Source organism: Geobacillus sp. BMUD, from assembly GCF_013096845.1.
GTDB classification, from domain to species: domain Bacteria; phylum Bacillota; class Bacilli; order Bacillales; family Anoxybacillaceae; genus Geobacillus; species Geobacillus vulcani.
The window spans coordinates 353,782-378,746 of the sequence record NZ_SDLA01000001.1; the positions used below are offsets into that span (position 1 = coordinate 353,782).

Genomic DNA, 24,965 nt, shown 5'->3' on the forward strand with positions numbered 1-24,965 from the left:
ATTATAGAAAGAGAATGATGTTGAGAGGGGAACAAACGGACGTCATGGTGACAAAAGAGCAAAAAGAGCGGTTTCTCATCCTGCTTGAGCAGCTGAAGATGACGTCGGACGAATGGATGCCGCATTTTCGTGAGGCCGCCATTCGCAAAGTCGTGATCGATAAAGAGGAGAAAAGCTGGCATTTTTACTTTCAGTTCGCCAACGTGCTGCCGGTTCATGTATACAAAACGTTTGCCGATCGGCTGCAGGCGGCGTTCCGCCATATTGCTGCTGTCCGCCATACGATGGAGGTTGAAGCGCCGCGCGTGACAGAGGCGGATGTGCAGGCGTATTGGCCGCTTTGCCTTGAGCAGCTGCAAGAAGGCATGTCGCCGCTTGTCGATTGGCTCAGCCGACAGACGCCGGCGCTGAAAGGAAACAAGCTGCTTATCGTTGCCCGCCATGAAGCGGAAGCGCTGGCCGTCAAACGGCGGTTCGCCAAAAAAATCGCTGATGTGTACGCTTCGTTCGGGTTTCCACCTCTTCAGCTTGACGTCAGCATCGAGCCGTCCAAACAAGAAATGGAGCAGTTTTTGGCGCAAAAGCAGCAGGAAGATGAGGAGCGGGCATTGGCGGTGTTGACCGATATGGCGAAAGAAGAGGAAAAGACAGCGGCAAGCGCGCCGTCTGGCCCGCTTGTCATCGGCTATCCGATCCGCGACGAGGAGCCGGTGCGGCGGCTGGAGACGATCGTCGAAGAAGAGCGGCGCGTCGTCGTGCAAGGCTATGTATTTGACGCCGAAGTGAGCGAATTAAAAAGCGGCCGCACACTGTTGACCATGAAAATCACCGATTACACGAACTCGATTTTAGTCAAAATGTTCTCGCGCGACAAAGAGGATGCCGAGCTCATGAGCGGCGTCAAAAAAGGCATGTGGGTGAAAGTGCGTGGCAGCGTGCAAAATGATGCGTTCGTTCGCGATTTGGTCATCATTGCTAACGATTTGAATGAAATCGCCGCAAACGAACGGCAAGATACAGCGCCGGAGGGAGAAAAGAGGGTTGAGCTTCATTTGCATACCCCGATGAGCCAAATGGACGCGGTCACCTCGGTGACAAAACTCATTGAGCAAGCGAAAAAATGGGGGCACCCGGCGATCGCCGTTACCGACCATGCCGTTGTTCAATCATTTCCGGAGGCTTACAGCGCCGCGAAAAAACACGGCATAAAAGTCATTTACGGCCTTGAGGCGAATATCGTCGACGATGGGGTGCCGATCGCCTACAATGAAACGCACCGCCGGCTGTCCGAGGATACGTACGTCGTCTTTGACGTCGAGACGACGGGCCTGTCGGCTGTGTACAATACGATCATTGAGCTGGCGGCGGTGAAGGTGAAAGGCGGCGAGATCATCGACCGGTTCATGTCGTTTGCCAACCCTGGACATCCGTTGTCGGTGACGACGATGGAGCTGACCGGCATCACCGATGAGATGGTGAAAGATGCTCCGAAGCCGGAAGACGTGTTGGCCCGTTTTATTGATTGGGCGGGCGATGCGACGCTTGTTGCCCACAACGCCAGTTTTGACATCGGGTTTTTAAACGCGGGCCTCGCTCGCATGGGGCGCGGCAAAATCGCGAATCCCGTCATCGATACGCTCGAGCTGGCCCGTTTTTTATACCCAGATTTGAAAAATCACCGGCTCAATACATTGTGCAAAAAATTTGGCATTGAATTGACGCAGCACCACCGCGCCATCTACGATGCGGAGGCGACCGGGCATTTGTTGATGCGACTGTTAAAAGAGGCCGAGGAGCGCGGCATTTTGCATCATGACGAACTGAACAGCCGCACGCACAGCGAGGCGTCGCACCGGCTTGCGCGTCCGTTCCACGTGACGCTGTTGGCGCAAAATGAGACTGGATTGAAAAATTTGTTCAAGCTCGTGTCATTGTCGCACATTCACTATTTTCACCGCGTGCCGCGCATCCCGCGCTCCGTGCTTGTCAAGCATCGCGACGGCTTGCTTGTCGGCTCAGGCTGCGATAAAGGAGAGCTGTTTGACAACTTGATCCAAAAGGCGCCGGAAGAAGTCGAAGACATCGCCCGCTTTTACGATTTTCTTGAAGTGCATCCGCCGGACGTGTACAAGCCGCTCATCGAGATGGATTATGTGAAAGACGAAGAGATGATCAAAAACATCATCCGCCATATCGTCGCCCTTGGTGAGAAGCTTGACATCCCGGTCGTCGCCACCGGCAACGTTCATTACTTGAACCCAGAAGATAAAATTTACCGGAAAATCTTAATCCATTCGCAAGGCGGGGCGAATCCTCTCAACCGCCATGAGCTGCCGGATGTGTATTTCCGTACGACGAATGAAATGCTCGATTGCTTCTCGTTTTTAGGGCCAGAAAAAGCGAAGGAAATCGTCGTTGACAACACGCAAAAAATCGCTTCTCTCATCGGAGAGGTCAAGCCGATCAAAGATGAGCTGTATACGCCGCGCATTGAAGGGGCGGACGAGGAAATCAGGGAAATGAGCTACCGGCGGGCGAAGGAAATCTACGGCGACCCGCTGCCAAAACTAGTTGAAGAGCGGCTTGAGAAGGAGCTAAAAAGCATCATCGGCCATGGCTTTGCCGTCATTTATTTGATCTCGCACAAGCTAGTGAAAAAATCGCTCGATGACGGCTATCTTGTCGGGTCGCGCGGATCGGTCGGCTCGTCGTTTGTCGCGACGATGACGGAAATCACCGAGGTCAATCCGCTGCCGCCGCATTACGTTTGCCCAAACTGCAAGCATTCGGAGTTTTTCAACGACGGATCGGTCGGCTCAGGCTTTGACTTGCCGGATAAAAACTGTCCGCGATGTGGGACGAAATACAAAAAAGATGGGCATGACATCCCGTTTGAGACGTTCCTCGGCTTTAAAGGCGACAAAGTGCCGGATATCGACTTGAACTTTTCCGGCGAATACCAGCCGCGCGCCCACAATTATACGAAAGTGCTGTTTGGCGAAGATAACGTCTATCGGGCGGGAACGATCGGCACGGTCGCCGACAAAACGGCGTACGGATTTGTCAAAGCATATGCGAGCGATCATAATTTGCAGCTGCGCGGCGCGGAAATCGACCGGCTCGCGGCTGGCTGCACCGGGGTAAAGCGGACGACCGGGCAGCATCCGGGCGGCATCATCGTCGTCCCCGATTATATGGAAATTTACGACTTTACGCCGATTCAATATCCGGCCGATGACACGTCCTCCGAATGGCGGACGACCCATTTCGACTTCCATTCGATCCACGACAATTTGTTGAAGCTTGATATTCTCGGGCATGACGATCCGACGGTCATCCGGATGCTGCAAGATTTAAGCGGCATCGACCCGAAAACAATCCCGACCGATGACCCGGATGTGATGGGCATTTTCAGCAGCACCGAACCGCTTGGCGTGACGCCGGAGCAAATCATGTGCAACGTCGGCACAATCGGCATCCCAGAGTTTGGTACACGCTTTGTTCGGCAAATGTTGGAGGAGACAAGACCAAAAACGTTTTCTGAACTCGTGCAAATTTCCGGCTTGTCGCACGGAACGGATGTGTGGCTCGGCAATGCGCAAGAGCTCATTCAAAACGGGACGTGCACACTGTCAGAAGTGATCGGCTGCCGCGACGACATTATGGTGTACTTGATCTACCGCGGCCTCGAGCCGTCGCTGGCGTTTAAAATTATGGAATCGGTGCGCAAAGGAAAAGGCTTGACGCCGGAATTTGAGGCGGAAATGCGCAAGCATAACGTGCCGGAGTGGTACATCGATTCGTGCAAAAAAATCAAGTACATGTTCCCGAAAGCGCACGCCGCCGCCTACGTGTTAATGGCGGTGCGCATCGCCTACTTTAAAGTGCACCATCCGCTTTTATACTATGCGTCGTACTTCACCGTGAGGGCGGAAGATTTTGACCTTGACGCTATGATCAAAGGGTCAGCCGCCATTCGCAAGCGGATTGAGGAAATCAACGCCAAAGGCATTCAGGCGACGGCGAAAGAAAAAAGCTTGCTCACCGTTCTTGAGGTGGCCTTAGAGATGTGCGAGCGTGGATTTTCCTTCAAAAATATTGATTTGTACCGCTCGCAGGCGACCGAATTCGTCATTGACGGCGATTCGCTCATTCCGCCGTTCAACGCCATTCCGGGGCTTGGGACGAACGTGGCGCAGGCGATCGTGCGCGCCCGCGAGGAAGGCGAGTTTTTGTCGAAGGAGGATTTGCAACAGCGCGGTAAAGTATCAAAAACACTGCTGGAGTACTTAGAAAGCCGCGGCTGCCTTGACTCGCTTCCAGACCATAACCAGCTGTCACTGTTTTAGTGGAAACGCGGCTGCTGAAGGACGCGCACAGCGCTCTCTCGACCGGGCGGCAGTTTCCCGTTGCAATATATTTCCCAATGTGTTATAGTTTTAGTGGAATTGGCAAAGATAATGGCAAGCAAAGAGTGGGGAAACCCACTCTTTCGTCTTGAATGGAAACCCGTCTCTCGTTCATTCCCCGCCGTGCGCAGGGGATTTTCTCATTATGCCACGCATGCACGTTTGCTCGGTAAGGAGGAACACGATGAGCAAAAAGGTGACAGAAACGGTCGAACAACTCGTCACACCGATTTTGGACGAAATGGGGCTTGAACTCGTCGATATTGAATATGTGAAGGAAGGGAAAAATTGGTTTTTGCGCGTCTTCATTGACTCTGACGATGGCGTCGATATTGAGCAATGCGGCGCTGTCAGCGAAAAATTGAGCGAAAAGCTGGATGAAGTCGATCCGATTCCGCATAACTATTTTTTGGAAGTGTCATCGCCCGGGGCGGAGCGGCCGCTGAAAAATGAAAAAGATTTTGCCAAGGCCATTGGGAAACATGTATATATCAAAACGTATGAGCCTATTGAAGGAGAAAAGCAGTTTGAAGGCGAACTAACCGCTTTTGACGGAACGACCGTGACGCTGTTGGTCAAAGACCGCGGACGGCAAAAAACGGTCGCCATTCCATATGAAAAAGTGGCGCAGGCCCGATTAGCCGTCATTTTCTTCTAATCGCAAAAGGGGGATTTTTGTTGCATGAACACGCAATTGCTTGAGGCGTTAGCCGATCTGATGCGGGAAAAAGGCATCAGCAAAGAAGTCGTGATGGAAGCGATCGAAGCGGCGATCGTTTCGGCGTATAAACGCAATTTCGGCCAGGCGCAAAACGTGCGCGTCGATCTCAATATGGACACCGGCACGATCCGCGTGTTCGCGCGCAAAGATGTCGTCGAAGAGGTGACTGATCCGCGCCTTGAAATTTCGCTTGAGGACGCGCAGCGGATCAATCCGAACTATCAAATCGGCGACGTCGTCGAGCTCGAAGTGACGCCGCGCGATTTCGGGCGCATCGCCGCACAGACGGCGAAGCAAGTCGTCACCCAGCGCGTGCGCGAGGCGGAGCGGAGCATCATCTACGCCGAATTTGTCGACCGTGAAGAGGATATTATGACCGGCATCGTCCAGCGCGTTGACCCGCGCTTTGTCTACGTCAGCCTCGGCAAGGCGGAGGCGCTCCTGCCGGCAAACGAACAAATGCCAAATGAAACCTATAAGCCGCACGACCGGTTGAAAGTATACATTACGAAAGTGGAAAAAACGACAAAAGGGCCGCAGATTTTTGTCTCCCGCACCCACCCAGGGCTGTTGAAACGGCTGTTTGAGCTCGAAGTGCCGGAAATTTACGATGGAACGGTCGAGATTAAATCGATCGCCCGCGAAGCCGGCGATCGTTCGAAAATTTCCGTCCACTCGGACAACCCGGAAGTCGATCCGGTCGGCGCGTGCGTCGGACCGAGAGGGCAGCGCGTGCAGGCCATTGTTGATGAGCTGAACGGAGAAAAAATCGATATCGTTCGCTGGTCGGCCGATCCGGTCGAGTTTGTCGCCAACGCATTAAGCCCGGCGAAAGTGCTGCGCGTCATTGTCAACGAAGAGCAAAAGGCGACGACCGTCATCGTTCCAGACTATCAGCTGTCGCTCGCCATTGGCAAACGCGGACAAAACGCGCGGCTGGCGGCGAAATTGACCGGCTGGAAAATTGATATTAAAAGCGAATCGGAAGCGCGGGAGATGGGCATTGATCCGCATGCGCCATCCACTTCGCTTGATTTCAGCCATGCGGCGTCCGATAATGAAAATAGCGAAGAAAACGGCCCAGCGTTTGATCAATCGGCGGAAATCGAGTGAAGGGGGAATGAAAAATGGCAGCGCAAAAGAAAATTCCGCTGCGCAAATGCGTCGTCACTGGAGAGATGAAGCCGAAACGGGAAATGGTGCGCATCGTCCGCTCGAAAGAGGGGGAAGTGTCGATCGACCCGACCGGCAAAAAGGCGGGGCGCGGCGCGTATATTACCCTTGATCCAGAATGCATTTTGCAGGCGAAAAAGAAAAACATTTTAGCCCGCCATCTAAAAGCCGATGTCGCCGATGCCATTTATGACGAGCTGCTTGCGTTGGCGGAAAAGGAGAAACAGGCTGGACATGAAGCATAACCGTTGGGCATCGCTGCTTGGATTGGCGCAGCGGGCGGGAAAAGTCGTCTCCGGCGAAGAGCTTGTCGTCAAAGAAGTGCAACGGGGCCGGGCGCGGCTCGTCTTGCTCTCACAAGACGCATCGGCCAACACGGAAAAAAAAGTGACGGACAAATGTACGTTTTATGGCGTCCCGCTTTGCAAAGTGCCGGACCGGTATACGCTTGGCGGCGCGATCGGCAAGGACGCCCGCGTCGTTGTCGCCGTCACCGACGAAGGGTTTGCGCGTCAATTGCAAACGATGCTCGACCGATTTTAATGGGGGTGAATGTATGTCGAAAATGCGTGTGTATGAATACGCGAAAAAACAGAACGTGCCAAGCAAGGACGTCATTCATAAATTGAAAGAAATGAACATTGAAGTGAACAATCATATGGCGATGCTGGAGGCTGACGTCGTCGAAAAACTCGATCATCAATACCGCCCGAACGGCGGGAAAAAAGAAGAGAAAAAAGCCGAAAAGAAAGCGGAGAAGCCGAAACGGCCGACGCCAGCAAAGGCGGCCGATTTTGCTGATGAGGAAATTTTTGACGACAGCAAAGAAGCGGCGAAAATGAAACCGGCGAAGAAAAAAGGAGCGCCAAAAGGGAAGGAAACGAAAAAAACGGAGGCACAACAGCAAGAAAAGAAACTGCTCCAAGCGGCGAAGAAGAAAGGAAAAGGGCCGGCGAAAGGGAAAAAACAAGCCGCCCCGGCTGCGAAACAGACGCCGCAGCCGGCGAAAAAAGAAAAAGAGCTGCCGAAAAAAATTACGTTTGAAGGCTCACTCACCGTGGCCGAACTGGCGAAAAAGCTTGGCCGCGAACCGTCAGAAATTATTAAGAAGCTGTTTATGCTCGGCGTGATGGCGACAATCAACCAAGATTTAGACAAAGACGCCATCGAGCTCATCTGCTCGGATTATGGGGTTGAAGTCGAAGAAAAAGTGACGATCGATGAGACGAACTTTGAAGCGATCGAAATTGTCGACGCGCCGGAAGATTTGGTTGAACGGCCGCCGGTCGTGACGATCATGGGGCACGTCGACCACGGAAAAACAACGCTGCTTGATGCGATTCGCCATTCGAAGGTGACGGAGCAAGAAGCCGGCGGTATTACGCAACACATCGGTGCGTACCAAGTGACCGTCAACGACAAAAAAATTACGTTCCTTGATACGCCGGGGCACGAAGCGTTTACGACGATGCGGGCGCGTGGGGCGCAAGTCACGGACATCGTCGTCCTTGTCGTCGCCGCGGATGATGGAGTGATGCCGCAGACGGTGGAAGCGATCAACCATGCCAAGGCGGCGAACGTGCCGATTATTGTCGCCATCAATAAAATCGATAAGCCGGAAGCGAACCCGGACCGCGTCATGCAAGAATTGATGGAATACAACCTCGTTCCAGAAGAATGGGGCGGCGATACGATTTTCTGCAAGTTGTCGGCAAAAACGAAAGAAGGACTTGATCATCTTTTAGAAATGATTCTGCTTGTCAGTGAGATGGAAGAATTAAAAGCCAACCCGAACCGGCGTGCGGTCGGTACGGTGATCGAAGCGAAGCTTGATAAAGGGCGTGGCCCGGTGGCAACGCTTTTGATTCAAGCGGGAACGTTGCGTGTCGGCGATCCGATCGTCGTCGGCACAACATACGGTCGTGTGCGCGCTATGGTGAATGACAGCGGCCGGCGCGTCAAAGAGGCGACTCCATCGATGCCAGTCGAGATTACGGGGTTGCATGAAGTGCCGCAAGCTGGCGACCGCTTCATGGTGTTTGAAGATGAGAAAAAGGCGCGGCAAATCGCGGAGGCGCGGGCGCAGCGGCAGCTGCAGGAGCAGCGGAGCGTCAAAACGCGCGTCAGCTTGGATGATTTGTTTGAACAGATTAAGCAGGGCGAAATGAAAGAGCTGAACTTGATCGTCAAAGCCGATGTTCAAGGCTCGGTTGAGGCGCTTGTCGCTGCCTTGCAAAAAATTGAGGTCGAAGGCGTGCGGGTGAAAATCATCCACGCTGCGGTCGGCGCCATCACCGAATCGGACATTTCACTGGCGACGGCTTCGAACGCCATCGTCATCGGCTTTAACGTCCGTCCGGACGCAAACGCCAAGCGCGCTGCCGAATCGGAAAAAGTGGACATCCGCCTCCATCGCATCATTTACAACGTCATCGAGGAAATTGAGGCGGCGATGAAAGGAATGCTCGATCCAGAATACGAAGAGAAAGTGATCGGCCAAGCGGAAGTGCGGCAAACGTTCAAAGTATCAAAAGTCGGCACGATCGCTGGTTGCTATGTCACGGACGGCAAAATCACGCGCGACAGCAAAGTGCGCCTTATTCGTCAAGGCATCGTCGTCTACGAAGGGGAAATCGATTCGCTCAAGCGGTACAAAGACGATGTGCGCGAAGTGGCGCAAGGGTATGAATGCGGTCTGACGATCAAAAACTTCAATGATATCAAAGAAGGCGATGTCATCGAAGCATACGTCATGCAGGAAGTGGCCCGGGCATGATCGGCTTCGCCGCGTGCGAATGCATCATCTACAACGCCCGCTCGCTCAAGGATAAACGGGCCGTCCTGCAGCGGGTCATGACAAGAATCCGGCAAAAATATAACGTCTCTGTGGCCGAAATCGATCATCAAGAGGCATGGCAACGAGCGACCATCGGCCTTGTTGCCATTACGTCCAGCCGTCGGGCGACCGAACGGGAGCTCGAGCGGGCGCTCGCTTTGATCGACTCGTTCCCTGAGCTCGAGCGGGCGGCCACATCATTTGAGTGGTTGTAACCGAGGTGATAGGTGATGAATATACGGGCAACTCGCGTTGGCGAGCAAATGAAAAAAGAGTTGAGCGACATCATCAGCCGCAGGCTGAAAGATCCACGCATCGGCTTTGTGACGGTGACCGATGTGCGGGTCACCGGCGATTTGCAGCAGGCGAAAGTGTACATCAGCGTCCTCGGGGATGATGAACAACGGGAAAATACATTGAAGGCGCTCGAAAAAGCGAAAGGGTTTATTCGTTCGGAAATCGGGCAGCGCATCCGCCTGCGCAAGACGCCGGAGATTTTCTTCGAAATCGATGAAACGATTGAATACGGCAGCCGTATCGAACAGTTGATCCGGCAAATTTCAAGCGATGACCACCCGGCGAAAGAAGTGGATGAGAAGCCGAACAATGGATAGACGAACCGTCTATCCATTTCCATTCATGATTATGGAAACGGAAAGGGTGCGCCGATGGACGGGGTATTGCTGCTCCATAAACCGAAAGGGATGACGTCTCACGACTGCGTGGCCCAAGTGCGCCGTCTGCTTGGCGTAAAAAAAGCAGGGCATACCGGAACGCTTGACCCAAACGTGTCCGGCGTGCTGCCCATTTGCCTTGGCAAGGCGACGCGCATCGCCGAGTTTTTGACCGGGACGACGAAAACGTATGAAGGAAAAGTGACGCTTGGCGTCGCGACGACAACCGAAGATGCGGACGGCGACATCATCGCCGCCCGTCCGGTTGACCGGGCGATCGCGCGTGCGGAGATCGAAGCGGTGTTTGACAGCTTGACTGGGGAAATTGAGCAAACGCCGCCGATGTACTCCGCGGTGAAAGTGGGCGGCAAAAAACTATATGAATACGCGCGCGCTGGCATCGAAGTCGAACGTCCGACGCGGCGTGTGACCATTTATGAGCTGGAGTTGCTTGATGAACGCGAACAATTTGTCGGAGAAACGGTGTCATTTCGCTTTCGCGTCACGTGCAGCAAAGGGACATACGTGCGAACGCTGGCCGTGACGATTGGCGAACGGCTCGGCTATCCGGCCCATATGTCCGACCTCATCCGCACGGCGTCTGGGCCGTTTCGGCTTGAAGATTGCGTGACATTGGAAGAGGTGGAGCGGCGGGCGGCCGATGGGACGGCGGCTTCTTTGCTCATCCCGATCGAGCGAGCGCTTTTTCATTTGCCGAAATATGAAATCAATGATAAAGTAGCAGAGAAGGTGAAAAACGGGGCGTTGCTCCGGCTTCCCGCTTTCTTCGAGAAGCTTGACGGGCCGGTTGTGCTTGTTTCGCCCGAGCGGGAAGCGCTGGCCCTGTACGTGAAGCATCCGGCGCGCCCCGGCTTGATGAAGCCGCTCAAAGTGTTTCGTTAACGCCGCGGGTGCCATTTGGAAATAAAGAAGGTGGGTCATAGACATGGAAACGCTGTTTCTTTCGCATCCGCATCGCCTCGAGCGCCAGGCGCTTCCCCCGACGGTGATGGCGCTCGGTTATTTCGACGGCATCCACCTTGGCCATCAAAAAGTCATCCGCACCGCGGTCGAGATCGCCAACGAGCGCGGGTATGAAAGTGCGGTGATGACGTTTCACCCTCATCCGTCCGTTGTGCTCGGCAAACAGTCCGAGTTGCGCTCGATCACGCCGCTTGGCAAAAAGGAGCAACTGATGGCATCACTTGGCGTCAACCGGCTGTACATCGTGGAATTTACGCCGACGTTTGCTGCGTTGCCGCCGGAAGCATTCGTTGACCAATATTTGGACGGATTGCATGTGAAGCATGTCGTCGCTGGATTTGACTTCACTTACGGGCGGTTCGGAAAAGGAACGATGGAGACGATGCCACTCCATGCGCGCGGCCGTTTTGAACAGACGGTCATTCCGAAGCTTGTGGTCGATGGGGAAAAAGTGAGCTCGTCTCGGGTGCGGAAACTGCTCGAAGACGGGGCGGTTGAACAGCTCCCCCGCCTGCTTGGCCGCTTTTACGAGCTGGAAGGGACGGTCGTGGCCGGGGAGCGGCGCGGGCGGATGATCGGCTTTCCAACGGCGAACATCGCTTTAAACAGCGATTATGCCTTGCCGGCAGTCGGCGTCTATGCCGTTCGCGCAGCTGTCGGTGGAAGGATGTATGACGGAGTGGCGAACGTCGGCTACAAGCCGACGTTCCACGACAGACGAGAAGGGTTGCCGAATATTGAAGTGCACTTGTTCGCGTTTTCCGGCGACATTTACGGGCAATCGATGACGATTGAATGGCATCGCCGCATCCGGAGCGAGCGGAAGTTCGGCAGTGTCGACGAACTGACGGCGCAAATCGCCCGTGACAAGAAAGAGGCGGAGCAGTATTTCCGCTGTTTCGACGAAAAGACTTGCATTTTGCCGGAAAAAGAGGTATTCTAATCAATGTATGCGAACCATTGCTTGGCTAGGCGAGTCACCGACGCCCGCTCGGCAATCGGGGATCTAAGACTAGGGAGGTGAACACGGATGGCATTGACGCAGGAGCGCAAACGCGAAATCATCGAGCAATTTAAAATCCACGAGAACGACACCGGTTCTCCGGAAGTGCAAGTTGCGATCCTGACGGAGCAAATCAACAACTTGAACGAGCATTTGCGCATTCATAAAAAAGACCATCATTCACGGCGCGGCTTGCTGAAAATGGTCGGGAAGCGCCGCCGCTTATTGGCCTACTTGCGCAAGAAAGATGTGGCGCGCTACCGTGAATTGATTGAGAAACTTGGATTACGTCGATAAAAAAGCGGGAGCATTCCCGCTTTTTTGCTAGTTTACAGGTTCGATTCACGCGGCGATGATAACAACGGCGCCAATTCGTCTATACTAATCATCAGCGGATCCATATTTTCATTTGTACATAGAGAGGAGTACTCGTCTGTATGGAACAAGAAAAACGCGTGTTTTCCATCGATGTGGCCGGGCGGCCGCTCATTGTTGAAACCGGCGAACTGGCGAAACAGGCGAACGGAGCGGCGCTCGTCCGCTACGGCGATACGGTCGTGTTGAGCACGGCCACCGCGTCGCGGGAGGCGAAAAACGTCGACTTTTTCCCGCTCACCGTCAACTACGAGGAGCGGCTGTACGCCGTCGGGAAAATTCCGGGCGGGTTTATTAAGCGCGAAGGACGTCCGAGCGAGAAAGCGATTTTGGTGAGCCGACTGATTGACCGACCGATTCGCCCGCTGTTTGCCGAAGGATTCCGCAATGAAGTGCAAGTCGTCTCGATGGTCATGAGCGTTGATCAAGACTGCGCGCCAGAAGTAGCGGCCTTAATCGGTTCGTCGGTGGCGCTGACGATTTCCGACATTCCGTTTGAAGGGCCGATCGCCGGCGTCATCGTCGGCCGCGTCGACGGCCAGTTTGTCATCAATCCGACGGTGGAGCAAATGGAAAAAAGCGATCTGCATCTTGTCGTCGCCGGCACAAAAGACGCGATCAACATGGTGGAAGCCGGGGCAGATGAGGTGCCGGAAGAAGTAATTTTGGAAGCGATCATGTTCGGCCATGAGGAAGTGAAGCGGCTCATCGCTTTCCAAGAGGAAATCGCCGCCCAAGTCGGCAAAGAAAAAATGGAAGTCGTCCTTTACGAGCCGGATCCAGCGTTGGAGGCGGAAATTCGCCAGCTTGCCGAAGCGGACATTAAGCGAGCGGTGCAAGTGCCGGAGAAACTGGCGCGCGATGCGGCGATTGAAGATGTGAAAGCGGGCGTCATCGCCAAATATGAGGCGGAAGAAGCGGATGAGGAGAAGCTCAAGCAAGTACAGGAAATTTTGCATAAGCTTGTGAAAGAGGAAGTGCGCCGTTTGATCACGGTCGAGAAAATCCGTCCCGATGGGCGCAAAGTCGATGAAATCCGTCCGCTCTCATCGGCGGTCGGCGTCCTGCCGCGCACGCACGGCTCCGGTTTGTTTACGCGCGGGCAGACCCAAGTGTTGAGCGTTTGTACGCTTGGGGCGCTTGGTGATGTGCAAATTTTGGATGGGCTTGATTTGGAAGAATCGAAGCGGTTTATGCACCATTACAACTTCCCGCCGTTTTCCGTCGGGGAAACCGGGCCGATGCGCGGGCCGGGGCGTCGTGAAATCGGACACGGGGCGCTTGGCGAACGGGCGCTTGAGCCGGTCGTGCCGTCGGAGCGCGAATTCCCGTATACGATCCGCCTCGTTTCGGAAGTGCTGGAGTCGAACGGCTCGACATCGCAAGCGAGCATTTGCGCCAGCACGCTGGCGATGATGGATGCTGGGGTGCCGATTAAAGCACCGGTCGCCGGCATTGCCATGGGATTGGTGAAAAACGACGACCATTACACGATTTTGACCGACATTCAAGGCATTGAAGACCATCTTGGCGATATGGACTTTAAAGTCGCCGGCACGAGAAAAGGCGTCACCGCATTGCAAATGGACATTAAAATCAAAGGGTTGACGCGCGAGATTTTGGAAGAGGCGCTCATGCAAGCGCGCAAAGGGCGGCTTGAGATTTTGGACCATATGATGCAAACGCTCAGCGAACCGCGTAAAGAGCTGTCCAAATATGCGCCGAAAATTTTGATCATGCACATCAACCCGGACAAAATCCGGGAGGTGATCGGACCAAGCGGCAAGCAGATCAACAAAATCATCGACGAAACCGGCGTCAAAATCGACATCGAACAAGACGGCACGATTTTCATCTCGTCTGTGGACGAAGCGGCCAATCAAAAAGCGAAGCAAATCATCGAAGACATCGTCCGCGAAGTCGAAGTCGGCCAAGTGTATTTAGGCAAAGTGAAGCGGATTGAAAAATTCGGCGCCTTTGTTGAGTTGTTCAACGGCAAAGATGGGCTTGTCCACATTTCCGAGCTTGCTGAAGGGCGGGTCGGCAAAGTCGAAGACGTCGTTTCGATTGGCGATGAAATTTTAGTCAAAGTAACGGAAATCGATAAGCAAGGGCGCGTCAACTTGTCGCGCAAAGCGGTGTTGCGGGATGCCCGCAACATTGGAGGGGAACCGCCGCGCGAATCGCGGGAAAAACGAGGAAGACGGCCGGAGCGCCATCGCATGAAGCCTTAGGAATTTGTTTCTTAAGGCTCTTTTGTTATGTTCTATCCTGTCCCCCGAAAACATATGTTGTAGTAGTAAAAAAGGAGGGGGACAAGGGTGAATAACGGCTATGCCCGCTATATGGCGCTAGCGGTCATGTTTCTTGCCGCCTGGGCGGCGGTTCATTGGCCGCCGGTTGGCGATTACATTGCAAGCTGGCGTCCGGTGGAAACGACCGCGATGAAAGAGCGCGACAAGCTGTATGACACGATCGTCAAGCAAGCGAAGCAATACGAAATTCCCGCCCAAGATGCGGTCATTGATAAAGTGTGGAAGGCGACGCCTGGTTACAACGGGCTCGCCGTCGACATTGATGCCTCCTATCAAAACATGAAGAAAACAGGGACGTTTGATGAGCGAAAACTCGTGTTCCGACAAGTGCCGCCCCGCATTCATTTGAACGATTTGCCGCCGGCGCCGATTTATCGCGGCCATCCTGACAAGCCGATGGTGGCGTTTACGGTCAATGTCGCCTGGGGGGAAGAATACCTCCCCGATATGCTTGAGACGCTGAAAAAACATCATGTCAAGGCAACGTTCTTTTTAGAAGGACGGTGGGTAAAAAATCACCCGGAGATGGCAAAAATGATAGCAGACGCTGGCCATGAAATCGGCAACCATTCCTACAGCCATCCTGATATGAAAACGCTCAGCGGCGACGACATTCGCCGCGAGCTCGAGAAAACGAATGAAGTGATTGAGGCGGCGACAGCGGTCAAATGCAAATGGTTTGCCCCGCCCAGCGGCAGCTATCGCGACGAGGTCGTCGAGATCGCCTCGGAACTTGGCATGAAAACGATTCTATGGAGCGTCGATACAATTGATTGGCAAAAACCGTCGCCATCTGTTATAGTGAAACGGGTGACGTCAAACGTCCATCCTGGCGCCATCATTTTAATGCATCCGACGATGCCGACGGCGGCGGCGCTTGATGAGCTGATCGTCTCGATCAAGCGCCAAGGCTACGCTCTAGGCAGCTTGACGGCCTTATTCGATGAGAAAAGACTGGCAAACAAACAGGAGGAACACGGAGTTGATTAACAAGTATACGTGCAAAAACGGTGTGCGAATCGTGCTCGAGCAAATCCCGACTGTAAGATCGGTGGCCATCGGCATATGGATCGGGACCGGCTCGCGCAATGAAACGGAGCAAACCAACGGCATTTCCCACTTTTTAGAGCATATGTTTTTCAAAGGGACCACGACGCGCACGGCTAGGGACATTGCCGAAGCGTTCGACAGCATCGGTGGGCAGGTGAACGCCTTTACATCGAAGGAGTATACGTGTTACTACGCCAAAGTGTTGGATGAACATGCGCCGTTGGCGCTTGACATGCTCGCCGATATGTTTTTCCACTCGACATTTGTGGAGGATGAGCTGCAAAAGGAGCGCAATGTTGTGCTCGAGGAAATCAAAATGTATGAAGACACACCGGATGACATCGTCCACGATTTGCTCGGCAAAGCGTGCTATGCGGGCCACCCGCTCGGCTATCCGATTTTGGGCACGGAAGAGACGCTGCGCACGTTTACTGGTGACACGCTGCGCCAATATATGACGGACTACTATACACCGGACCGCGTCGTCGTTTCGGTCGCCGGCAACGTCGACGAACGGTTTATTGACCAGGTCGAACGCTATTTCGGCTCGTTCACCGCAGAGAGCAAGCCGCCTTCTTCAGGGACGCCGTCGTTTGTGCCGCAAAAGATCGCGCGCAAAAAGGACACGGAGCAGGCGCACGTATGCATCGGATTCAACGGGTTGCCGATCGGTCATCCGGACGCGTACCCACTCCTCATCTTAAACAATATTTTAGGCGGCAGCATGAGCAGCCGACTGTTTCAGGAAGTGCGCGAGCAGCGTGGATTGGCGTATTCGGTGTTCTCGTACCATTCCGCCTACCAAGACAGCGGCCTGCTCGCCATTTACGCCGGTACAGGAAGCAGCCAGCTTGATGTGCTGTTCGAAACGATCCAGCAGACCATTCACCAACTGAAGGAGGACGGGGTGACCGAAAAAGAGCTGCATAACAGCAAAGAGCAGATGAAAGGAAGCCTGATGCTTGGGCTCGAAAGCACGAACAGCCGGATGAGCCGCAACGGCAAAAATGAACTTCTTCTCGGCCGCCACCGCTCGCTTGATGAGATCATTGAAGAGATTGAAAGCGTCACGGTGGAAAAAGTAAACGAACTGGCGCGCACGGTGTTCACCGACGATTACGCGCTCGCCTTAATCAGCCCCGACGGCGTGTTGCCGCGCCCGCTCCGTTCATAGACCGAGCTCAAAAAAGCTAACGACCTTTCGCTAGGTTGTTAGCTTTTTCGTTTTCACCTCTTTCACCCTTCCTCGGGGACGTCGATCATCACCATATCTGCGCCGATTTTGCGAATATATTTCCACGGTACGCGAATTTCCTGTCCCTCTTTGCGAAACCCAAACCATTTTCCCGTGGGGATGAGCAACGCCTCGATCTGCCCTGTTTGCTCGTTGATCTCCAAATCGGTCTGTCCGAGCACTCCGAGCCGCTCGGCTCGGCTTACATCGACAATTTCTTTTCCGCTTAACTCGCTCAGCCTCATGCTGGGTTCCCCCTTTTTGGCTTCTTTACTTCTATATGTAAGGAACAAAAACGGAAAAAATGACTGCCTCTTGTCTGCTGACAGCGCGTATCGCCCATTTTTTCCTTCAAGGATATTCACCTATATTTTCCTTCCAACATAAGATGGGAAAGGAAACGGAGCAGTTTGCCAAAAAAGAAGGTGAGCGTACAACATGATGCTGACAGGAATGCATATCGCCATCATCGGCGGCGATGCGAGGCAGCTTGAAGTCATTCGCAAACTCGTTGAACTCGATGCGAAGTTGTCGCTTGTCGGCTTCGACCAGCTTGCCCATCATTTCACCGGAGCGATGAAGCTGCCGATTGGCGAAGTCGATTTTGCAGATTTGGATGCGATCATTTTGCCGGTTCACGGCACGACGTTGGACGGAAATGTCAACAGCGTGTTTGCCCATGAACCGATTCCGTTTACAGAAGAGATGGTGCAAAAAACGGCGCGGCAATGCACGATTTATTCCGGCATCAGCAACGCGTATTTGGACGAATTGGTGAAAAAAACAGGGCGCAAGCACGTGCAGTTGTTTGAGCGCGACGATGTCGCCATTTACAACTCCATTCCGACCGCGGAAGGCACGGTGATGATGGTCATTCAGCATACGGATTTTACGATCCACGGCTCATGCGTTGCCGTCTTGGGGCTTGGACGCGTCGGCATGACCGTCGCCCGGACGTTCGCCGCGTTGGGGGCGAAAGTCAAAGTCGGGGCGCGCCGGTCGGAGCATCTCGCCCGCATTACGGAAATGGGGCTCGTGCCGTTTCATTTAAACGATTTGGAAAAAGAAGTGCGTGACATTGACGTCTGCATCAACACCGTGCCTCATCTCATCGTGACGGCGAGCGTCATCGCCAAAATGCCGCCCCATACGTTGATTATCGATTTGGCGTCAAAACCGGGCGGCACTGACTTCCGCTATGCCGAAAAACGGGGAGTGAAAGCCATTTTGGCGCCCGGGCTGCCGGGGATCGTCGCGCCAAAGACAGCTGGGCAAATCATCGCCAACGTCTTGGCGCAACTATTATATGCAGATTTACAAAAACGGGAGGAGAATCATGCATGAGCGGAAACAGCTTGAAAGGAAAACGGATCGGCTTTGGCCTCACCGGGTCGCATTGCACCTATGATGCGGTGTTTCCGGAAATTGAAAAACTCGTCAATGAAGGAGCCGAAGTATTGCCGATTGTTACGTATACGGTTAAGACGACCAACACCCGCTTTGGCGAAGGGGAAGAATGGGTGAAAAAACTCGAACAACTGACCGGACATGAGGTGATCGATACGATCGTCAAAGCGGAGCCGCTCGGACCGAAAATTCCGCTCGATTGCATGGTGATCGCTCCGCTCACCGGCAACTCGATGAGCAAGTTGGCCAACGCCATGACGGATTCCCCCGTGCTGATGGCGGCGAAAGCGACGATGCGCAACCACCGCCCGGTCGTGCTTGGCATTTCCACAAACGATGCGCTCGGCTTAAACGGCGTCAACTTGATGCGGCTGATGGCAGCAAAAAACATTTATTTCATCCCGTTCGGCCAAGACGCCCCGCAGGCGAAGCCGAACTCAATGGTCGCCTACATGCCGCTGTTGCGCGACACGATTCTTGCCGCGCTGGAAGGGAAGCAACTTCAGCCGGTCATTATCGAGCGGTTCCGCTACAACTGAATCGAAAATCCATGTTCCGCATAAAAATGTTCTCTCGTCCACAGCGGAATGTGATAAAATAAAAATTATGAATTCACTTCTTAGAGTGACGATGTGGAAGGAGAATGGTGGATGGCTCAAAAACAATATCATGTCGCTGTCGTCGGAGCAACGGGGGCAGTTGGGCAGCAAATGGTGCGGACGCTTGAAGACCGGAACTTCCCGGTTGGAACATTGACCTTGTTGTCATCGGAGCGGTCAGCCGGCAAAACAATGCGTTTCCGCGGCGAGGAGATCGAAGTGCAGGCGGCATCGCCCGAGCGCTTTGATGGGGTCGATATCGCCTTGTTCAGCGCCGGCGGGGCCGTATCGAAAGCGCTGGCGCCGGAAGCGGTGCGGCGCGGGGCGATCGTGATCGACAATACGAGCGCGTTTCGGATGGAGGAAAACGTACCGCTTGTCGTTCCGGAAGTGAACGAAAGCGACTTGACGTGGCATAACGGCATTATCGCCAATCCGAACTGCTCGACGATCCAAATGGTCGTGGCGTTGGAGCCGATTCGGAAGGCGTTTGGCCTAGAGCGCGTCATTGTCTCGACGTACCAAGCCGTCTCCGGGGCGGGAGCGCAGGCCATTGAAGAGCTCAACGAGCAGACGAAAGCGGTGCTCGAAGGGAAGCCGGTGGAGGCGAACATTTTGCCAGTGAAATCGGACCGAAAGCATTACCCAATTGCGTTCAACGCCATTCCGCAAATCGATAAGTTTCAAGACAATGGATTTACGTTTGAAGAGATGAAAATGATCAATGAAACAAAAAAAATTATGCATATGCCTGAGCTGAAAGTGGCGGCGACGTGCGTGCGCATTCCGGTGGCGAGCGGCCATTCGGAATCGGTGTACATCGAAATTGAACAAGACGGCGTCACCGTTGCCGACTTGCAGGCCGTGCTCCGCGAAGCGCCGGGCGTCGTGCTTCAAGATGATCCGAGCGAACAGTTGTACCCGATGCCGGCCCATTGCGTCGGTAAGTACGACGTGTTTGTCGGCCGCATCCGCCGCGATTTGGACAACCGCCGCGGCTTCCATCTATGGATTGTCGCTGACAATTTGTTAAAAGGCGCGGCTTCGAACTCGGTGCAAATCGCGGAAAGTTTGTTGAAGCTCGGGCTCATTTGAAAAAGCATCGAGGTGTTAGCATGAAACTCATTGTTCAAAAGTTCGGCGGCACGTCCGTCCGCGACGAGCGCGGGCGGAACTTGGCGCGCCGCCATATTGAACGGGCGCTTGAGGACGGCTATAAAGTGGTCGCTGTTGTATCGGCCATGGGCCGTTACGGCGACCCATATGCGACCGATACACTTCTTAGTTTGATTGGCGGCGCTCGCCATCACGTAACGAAGCGCGAGCAAGATATGCTCATGGCGTGCGGAGAAATCATCTCAAGCGTTGTGTTCAGCAACTTATTGAACGAACACGGCATCAAAGCGACGGCGTTCACCGGCGCTCAGGCCGGATTCCGCACGAACAGCGATCATACGAACGCAAAAATTCTCGAAATGCGCTGCGACCGCCTCCTTGAGGCGCTTGAGCAATACGACGTCGTCGTCGTCGCCGGCTTTCAAGGCATGGCGGAAAACGGCGACATCACAACGCTCGGCCGCGGCGGGAGCGACACGTCAGCAGCAGCGCTCGGTGCGGCGTTAAACGCAGAGTGGGTCGATATTTTCACCGATGTCGACGGCGTCATGACCGCCGACCCGCGCATCGTCGAGAGCGCCCGGCCGCTTGACGTCGTTACGTATACGGAAATTTGCAACATGGCGTACCAAGGAGCGAAAGTGATCCATCCGCGCGCGGTGGAGATCGCCATGCAGGCGAAAGTGCCGCTTCGCATCCGCTCGACGTACTCCGATGCCCCCGGGACGCTCGTCACTTCATCGATGCGCGGCCGAAAAGGAAGCGATGTGAAAGAGCGGCTTGTCACCGGCATTACGTATGTCGCCAACGTCACGCAAATCAAAGTGCTGGCGAAAGAAGGTCACTATGAGCTGCAGTCTGACGTGTTTCAAGCGATGGCTCATGAAGGGATCAGCGTGGACTTTATCAATATTTCGCCGTATGGCGTTGTGTATACCGTGAGCGGCGACATGACGGAAAAAGCGGTGGCCGCCCTGCGCCGCATCGGCTACGAACCGGCCGTGACGCCTCATTGCGCCAAAGTGTCGGTTGTCGGCGCCGGCATTGCCGGCGTACCGGGGGTGACGGCGAAAATCGTCACTGCCTTGTCGGAGCAAGGCATTCAAATTTTGCAATCCGCCGACAGCCATACGACGATTTGGGTGTTAGTGAAGCAAGACGATATGGAAAAAGCGGTCAACGCCTTGCATGACGCCTTCTGCCTATCCGAGGCGGGTGCGGGCGAAGATGAAGCGATTTGGAGCGAGGAGTGAAAATCGTGGTTCAGTTCGGGAACATCATAACGGCGATGGTGACGCCATTTGACCGAAAAGGGAATCTCGACTTGGCAAAAACAACGGAGCTTGTCAACTATTTGCTTGACAATGGCACAGATGCGCTCGTTGTCGCCGGCACGACCGGCGAGTCGCCGACGTTGACGACCGAGGAAAAAATCGCGCTTTTTCGCCATGTCGTCTCCGTCGTCAACGGACGGGTGCCGGTCATTGCTGGAACGGGCACGAACGATACGCGTGCATCGATCGAGCTGACGAAAAAGGCGGAAGAGGCGGGCGTCGATGCTGTCATGCTTGTGGCGCCGTATTACAACAAGCCGAACCAAGAAGGGCTGTATCAGCATTTCAAAGCGATTGCCGAAAGCACATCGCTGCCGGTGATGCTGTATAACGTTCCAGGGCGCACGTCGGTGAGTCTTGCTCCGGAGACGGTCATCCGGCTGTCCGAAGTTTCGAACATTGTCGCTGTCAAGGAAGCGAGCGGCAATTTGGACGCCATGGCGGAAATCATTGAGCGTACGCCGGACGACTTTTTGCTCTACAGCGGCGATGACAGCTTAACGCTTCCGGTGTTGGCCATCGGCGGGGCCGGCGTTGTCTCGGTGGCTTCGCACATCATTGGCAATGAAATGCAAGAAATGATTCGTTCCTTTTTAGCGGGCGATCATCAGAAGGCGGCGGCGCTGCATCGAAAATGGGTGCCGCTCATGAAAGGCTTGTTTGCCGCTCCAAGCCCGGTGCCAGTGAAAACGGCGCTGCAGCTGCGCGGGCTGGACGTCGGTTCGGTGCGTCTTCCGCTTGTGCCGCTTACTGAACAAGAGCGGAAGGACCTAAGCCGCCTGCTCGATGCGCTGTCGTAACCATGGTCTCTCCGCGAAATGACTCCCCAACGCTTTGCCTGCGCGTTGGGGCCTTTTTTTGTCTTGGCTGTGAAATCCATTGGCTGGTGAATGAACCATCTTGTGTTTTTCCGCACCGATTCGTTATAATAAAAGCAAGTGACTTTGAGCGGGTTAGCATCATAATCGGGAGGACGCAGCCTTGAAATCGAAAATAAAGCCGGTAGAGAAAATACGCCTTTTTGCCCTTGGAGGAGTCGGGGAAATCGGCAAAAACATGTATGTTGTCGAATTGGACGAGGACATTTTTGTCATCGACGCCGGGGTGATGTTTCCGGAAGACGAAATGCTCGGCATCGACAAAGTGATCCCGGACATCGCCTATTTGACTGAACGGCAGCATCGCATTCAGGCCATTTTTCTCACCCACGGGCACGAGGAGCATATGGGGGCGATCGCCTACGTGCTCAAGCAACTGTCTGTGCCGGTATACGGAACGAAGTTGACGCTTGGGTTGGCGGAGGCGCTGTTAAAAGAACAAGGGGTGTCGGGCGCGAAGCTCAATGAAGTTCATCCGGATGCGGAGCTCGTGTTTGACAAGGCGAAAGTGACGTTTTTCCGCACGATTCACAGCATCCCCGATTCGATCGGCATCAGCCTGCATACATCGCAAGGTGCGATCGTGTACACGAGCGATTTTAAATTTGACCAAACCCCGTACGGCAACAACCGCACCGACTTGGGAAAAATGGCGCAAATCGGCGAAGAGGGGGTGCTGTGTCTTTTGTCAGACAGTACAAACGCCGAGCGCCCTGGCTACAGCGGCTCCGATACAGTGGTCGCCTATGAGATCGCTGACGTGATCGGCCATGCGAAAGGCCGCGTGTTTGTTGCCTGCTACGCTTCCAACATCACCCGCATCCAGCAGGTGCTGTACGCTGCCCACCAATCCGGACGCAAAGTGGCAGTAATTGGGAAAACGTTGCATAAAGTAATGGACATTGCCGTGCGCCTTGGCTATTTGCACGTTCCAGACAAGGTGACGATTTCTGCGCACGATCTCGATCGCTACCATGACCGCGAACTCGTCATTTTGACAACCGGCGGGCACGGCGAGCCGATGAGCGCGCTTTGGCGCATGGCGCGTCAAGCGAACAAACAAGTGAATATCAAAGAAGGGGATACCGTCATCGTCGCCGCATCCGTCATGCCGGGCTATGAGCTTGGGTTTGCGAAAACGATCGACGCCTTGTACCGGGCCGGTGCCAACGTGATTTACCGCGACCGGCAAGTGCACGTATCGGGGCACGGCTGCCAAGAAGAATTAAAGTTGATGCTCAATTTAATGAAACCAAAATACTTTATCCCAGTGCATGGGGAATATCGGATGCAAAAAGCGCACGCCCGGTTGGCGAAGGCGGTTGGCATCTCGGAGGAGCGGACGTTTTTAATCGACAAAGGCGAAGTGATCGAGTTCCGCGGCGGTGCCGCCCGTCCCGGCGGCAAAGTGCCGTACGGCAACATTTTAATTGACGGCCTCGGCATTGGCGATGTCGGCAACATTGTGTTGCGAGACCGCCGCTTATTGTCTCAGGACGGCATTTTGATCGCTGTCGTCACGCTGAATAAAGAAGCGAAAACGATCGCGGCGGGACCGGAAATCATTTCGCGCGGATTCGTTTATATGCGTGAGTCGGAGACATTGCTTGAGGAAGCAGAGAAAATGGTGGCGGCGATCATCGAGCGCTGCCTTGAATCCTACATGCTTGAATGGTCGTCGTTGAAAGCGAACATCCGCGAAGCGTTAAGCCAGTTTTTATTTGAAAAAACGAAGCGCAGACCAATGATTTTGCCTATTATTATGGAAGTATAATGCAATCATGCTCAAAGTCAGGAGGAAAATGCTGGGAACGGTCAGCCGTTGCCGGCATTTTTCTTTTTTCTTTCGGCCATACTAAGTGTATGACCGACAAGAAAGGAGACGAAATGGATGGAGAAGGAGCGTTATTTTCAAGCGGAAACAGAGGGGGAACAGCCGGAAACAAAGGCCGAGGAAGCGACTGCGGCCATCACCCAGCTCGGGCAGACGAACGTTCCGCAAATGGATCCCGATACGAATATTCATTGTTTGACGATCGTCGGACAGATTGAAGGGCATATTCAGCTGCCGCCGCAAAATAAGGCGACGAAATACGAGCATGTCATTCCACAGATTGTGGCCATCGAGCAAAACCCGAAAATTGAAGGGCTGCTCGTCATTTTAAATACGGTCGGCGGTGATGTGGAAGCAGGGCTCGCCATTGCCGAAATGCTCGCCTCGCTCTCGAAACCGACTGTTTCCATCGTGCTTGGCGGCGGCCATTCGATCGGCGTGCCGATCGCGGTGTCGTGCAACTATTCATTCATCACCGAGACGGCGACGATGACGATTCATCCGATCCGTCTGACGGGGCTTGTCATCGGCGTGCCGCAGACGTTTGAGTACTTGGATAAAATGCAGGAGCGCGTCGTCCGCTTCGTGACGAAACATTCGAAGATCAGTGAGGAAAAGTTTAAAGAGCTCATGTTGTCCAAAGGCAATTTGACGCGCGACATCGGCACGAACGTCGTTGGACCTGACGCCGTCCGGTACGGGCTCATCGACGAAGTCGGAGGCGTGTCCCAAGCGATGGCGAAGTTGCGCGAGCTGATCGCGATGAGAAAAAACGGGGAAGGGAAGATGATCCAATGATTTTGTATACGATCATGCCCGAACATTTGATTTTTCCGGTCGATGCCGCCGCTTATGAGAAGCGGAAAATGGTGCATTACGATGGCATCCCGTTTCTCGTCCAAGCGGTAGAAACGGGAGAATATGAAATCGTGCAAAACTTAAGCACCAATCCGTCCCATTTTTTAAACGCCAAATATGCGCCTGGGGCGCGATTTCCGGCTTCAGCGGCAACATCGTAATGAA

At 54.1% G+C, this 24,965-nt stretch carries 23 protein-coding genes; 22 read left to right on the forward strand and 1 reads right to left on the reverse strand.

Annotated features, from left to right (window positions below; genetic code table 11):
• Window positions 1-44 precede the first annotated feature (44 nt).
• The 14 genes from ETC05_RS01765 to ETC05_RS01830 all read left to right on the forward strand — a co-directional run bounded on the left by ETC05_RS01765 (window position 45) and on the right by ETC05_RS01830 (window position 16,714).
• Window positions 45-4,349 carry a PolC-type DNA polymerase III gene (locus tag ETC05_RS01765; RefSeq protein WP_033842462.1) on the forward strand — a complete coding sequence of 1,435 codons (4,305 nt, stop codon included), beginning with the start codon at window positions 45-47 and terminating at the stop codon, window positions 4,347-4,349.
• A gap of 244 nt (window positions 4,350-4,593) precedes the next feature.
• Complete coding sequence (gene rimP, locus ETC05_RS01770) at window positions 4,594-5,067, forward strand: ribosome maturation factor RimP (protein WP_031410362.1); 474 nt, start codon at window positions 4,594-4,596, stop codon at window positions 5,065-5,067.
• 24 nt (window positions 5,068-5,091) lie between these two features.
• A complete protein-coding gene (gene nusA / locus ETC05_RS01775) occupies window positions 5,092-6,243 on the forward strand; it encodes a transcription termination factor NusA (RefSeq protein WP_031410360.1) in 1,152 nt (383 codons plus the stop codon).
• A gap of 14 nt (window positions 6,244-6,257) precedes the next feature.
• Window positions 6,258-6,548, forward strand: coding sequence for an RNase P modulator RnpM (rnpM, locus tag ETC05_RS01780; RefSeq protein WP_031410358.1), 291 nt, complete (start codon window positions 6,258-6,260; stop codon window positions 6,546-6,548).
• The gene (locus ETC05_RS01785; protein ID WP_031410356.1) at window positions 6,538-6,846 is read left to right on the forward strand and encodes a YlxQ family RNA-binding protein; all 309 of its coding nucleotides are present in this window, start codon (window positions 6,538-6,540) and stop codon (window positions 6,844-6,846) included. Before rnpM ends, ETC05_RS01785 begins: the two co-directional genes overlap by 11 nt.
• Window positions 6,847-6,859: 13 nt before the next feature.
• On the forward strand, window positions 6,860-9,079 hold the full coding sequence (infB, locus tag ETC05_RS01790; protein WP_031410355.1) for a translation initiation factor IF-2: 2,220 nt from the start codon (window positions 6,860-6,862) through the stop codon (window positions 9,077-9,079).
• A complete protein-coding gene (locus ETC05_RS01795; RefSeq protein ID WP_031410353.1) occupies window positions 9,076-9,354 on the forward strand; it encodes a DUF503 domain-containing protein in 279 nt (92 codons plus the stop codon). Before infB ends, ETC05_RS01795 begins: the two co-directional genes overlap by 4 nt.
• A gap of 15 nt (window positions 9,355-9,369) precedes the next feature.
• A complete protein-coding gene (gene rbfA / locus ETC05_RS01800) occupies window positions 9,370-9,753 on the forward strand; it encodes a 30S ribosome-binding factor RbfA (RefSeq protein ID WP_031410351.1) in 384 nt (127 codons plus the stop codon).
• Between the two features lie 54 nt (window positions 9,754-9,807).
• Window positions 9,808-10,716: a tRNA pseudouridine(55) synthase TruB gene (gene truB / locus ETC05_RS01805; RefSeq protein ID WP_171660236.1), complete on the forward strand. Its 909-nt coding sequence runs from the start codon at window positions 9,808-9,810 to the stop codon at window positions 10,714-10,716.
• Window positions 10,717-10,759: 43 nt separating this feature from the next.
• Window positions 10,760-11,740 carry a bifunctional riboflavin kinase/FAD synthetase gene (ribF, locus tag ETC05_RS01810; RefSeq protein WP_031410347.1) on the forward strand — a complete coding sequence of 327 codons (981 nt, stop codon included), beginning with the start codon at window positions 10,760-10,762 and terminating at the stop codon, window positions 11,738-11,740.
• A gap of 87 nt (window positions 11,741-11,827) precedes the next feature.
• Window positions 11,828-12,097: a 30S ribosomal protein S15 gene (rpsO, locus tag ETC05_RS01815; RefSeq protein ID WP_031410346.1), complete on the forward strand. Its 270-nt coding sequence runs from the start codon at window positions 11,828-11,830 to the stop codon at window positions 12,095-12,097.
• 140 nt (window positions 12,098-12,237) lie between these two features.
• A complete protein-coding gene (gene pnp, locus ETC05_RS01820; protein WP_031410344.1) occupies window positions 12,238-14,409 on the forward strand; it encodes a polyribonucleotide nucleotidyltransferase in 2,172 nt (723 codons plus the stop codon).
• Window positions 14,410-14,496: 87 nt separating this feature from the next.
• Window positions 14,497-15,480: a polysaccharide deacetylase family protein gene (locus ETC05_RS01825; RefSeq protein WP_031410341.1), complete on the forward strand. Its 984-nt coding sequence runs from the start codon at window positions 14,497-14,499 to the stop codon at window positions 15,478-15,480.
• The gene (locus tag ETC05_RS01830) at window positions 15,473-16,714 is read left to right on the forward strand and encodes a M16 family metallopeptidase (protein WP_031410338.1); all 1,242 of its coding nucleotides are present in this window, start codon (window positions 15,473-15,475) and stop codon (window positions 16,712-16,714) included. The genes ETC05_RS01825 and ETC05_RS01830 overlap by 8 nt, the downstream gene beginning before the upstream one ends.
• 62 nt (window positions 16,715-16,776) lie before the next feature.
• Here ETC05_RS01830 and ETC05_RS01835 read toward each other — a convergent pair whose 3' ends face one another.
• On the reverse strand, window positions 16,777-17,019 hold the full coding sequence (locus ETC05_RS01835) for a YlmC/YmxH family sporulation protein (RefSeq protein WP_031410337.1): 243 nt from the start codon (window positions 17,017-17,019) through the stop codon (window positions 16,777-16,779).
• A gap of 193 nt (window positions 17,020-17,212) precedes the next feature.
• Here ETC05_RS01835 and dpaA point away from each other — a divergent pair, with 193 nt between their 5' ends.
• The 8 genes from dpaA (at window position 17,213) to ETC05_RS01875 (ending at window position 24,961) form a co-directional block, all read left to right on the forward strand.
• The gene (gene dpaA, locus ETC05_RS01840) at window positions 17,213-18,118 is read left to right on the forward strand and encodes a dipicolinic acid synthetase subunit A (RefSeq protein WP_013145722.1); all 906 of its coding nucleotides are present in this window, start codon (window positions 17,213-17,215) and stop codon (window positions 18,116-18,118) included.
• Window positions 18,115-18,720 carry a dipicolinate synthase subunit B gene (locus ETC05_RS01845; RefSeq protein ID WP_011230774.1) on the forward strand — a complete coding sequence of 202 codons (606 nt, stop codon included), beginning with the start codon at window positions 18,115-18,117 and terminating at the stop codon, window positions 18,718-18,720. The genes dpaA and ETC05_RS01845 overlap by 4 nt, the downstream gene beginning before the upstream one ends.
• A 111-nt stretch (window positions 18,721-18,831) precedes the next feature.
• Window positions 18,832-19,875: an aspartate-semialdehyde dehydrogenase gene (asd, locus tag ETC05_RS01850; RefSeq protein ID WP_031410334.1), complete on the forward strand. Its 1,044-nt coding sequence runs from the start codon at window positions 18,832-18,834 to the stop codon at window positions 19,873-19,875.
• Window positions 19,876-19,895: 20 nt separating this feature from the next.
• A complete protein-coding gene (gene dapG / locus ETC05_RS01855; RefSeq protein ID WP_031410332.1) occupies window positions 19,896-21,149 on the forward strand; it encodes an aspartate kinase in 1,254 nt (417 codons plus the stop codon).
• 5 nt (window positions 21,150-21,154) lie between these two features.
• Entirely contained in the window at window positions 21,155-22,030 is an 876-nt protein-coding gene (dapA, locus tag ETC05_RS01860; RefSeq protein ID WP_031410330.1) for a 4-hydroxy-tetrahydrodipicolinate synthase, read from the forward strand.
• 181 nt (window positions 22,031-22,211) lie between these two features.
• Entirely contained in the window at window positions 22,212-23,882 is a 1,671-nt protein-coding gene (locus ETC05_RS01865) for a ribonuclease J (protein WP_031410328.1), read from the forward strand.
• A gap of 117 nt (window positions 23,883-23,999) precedes the next feature.
• Window positions 24,000-24,740: a ClpP family protease gene (locus ETC05_RS01870; protein ID WP_171660238.1), complete on the forward strand. Its 741-nt coding sequence runs from the start codon at window positions 24,000-24,002 to the stop codon at window positions 24,738-24,740.
• The gene (locus ETC05_RS01875; protein ID WP_031410324.1) at window positions 24,737-24,961 is read left to right on the forward strand and encodes a YlzJ-like family protein; all 225 of its coding nucleotides are present in this window, start codon (window positions 24,737-24,739) and stop codon (window positions 24,959-24,961) included. The genes ETC05_RS01870 and ETC05_RS01875 overlap by 4 nt, the downstream gene beginning before the upstream one ends.
• Window positions 24,962-24,965: the final 4 nt, after the last annotated feature.